The organism is Salmonella sp. NW722 (genome assembly GCF_051702785.1).
Classification (GTDB): domain Bacteria; phylum Pseudomonadota; class Gammaproteobacteria; order Enterobacterales; family Enterobacteriaceae; genus Salmonella; species Salmonella enterica.
Genome location: NZ_JAMMIN010000030.1, coordinates 1 through 347 on the forward strand (window position 1 = coordinate 1; position 347 = coordinate 347).

1 other RNA gene is annotated in these 347 nt (G+C 53.3%); it reads right to left on the minus strand.

Features of this window, described 5'->3' with window-relative positions:
- Nucleotides 1–158 precede the first annotated feature (158 nt).
- Nucleotides 159–284: non-coding RNA, RtT sRNA (locus tag NA330_RS23205), on the minus strand.
- Between the last annotated feature and the right edge of the window lie 63 nt (nucleotides 285–347).

Genomic DNA, 347 nt, shown 5'->3' on the forward strand with positions numbered 1-347 from the left:
GGTTCGAATCTTCCATATCGCAGATAGCAAAAAAGCGCCTTTAGGGCGCTTTTTTACATTGGTGGGTCGTGCAGGATGACTCGGCTTCGCCTCGCCCTACGGGCCGTTGCTGACGCAACGTTATCCTTTACGCTCAACATCTGAGTTTGATGTTAAATTGGTGGGTCGTGCAGGATGACTCGCTTCGCTCGCCCTTCGGGCCGTCGCCGTAAACGGCTCCGTTGTCTCACTGCGTGAGACCCGGACCTGCGGCAGGTTCGAATCTTATAAATCGCAGATAGCAAAAAAGCGCCTTTAGGGCGCTTTTTTACATTGGTGGGTCGTGCAGGATTCGAACCTGCGACCAA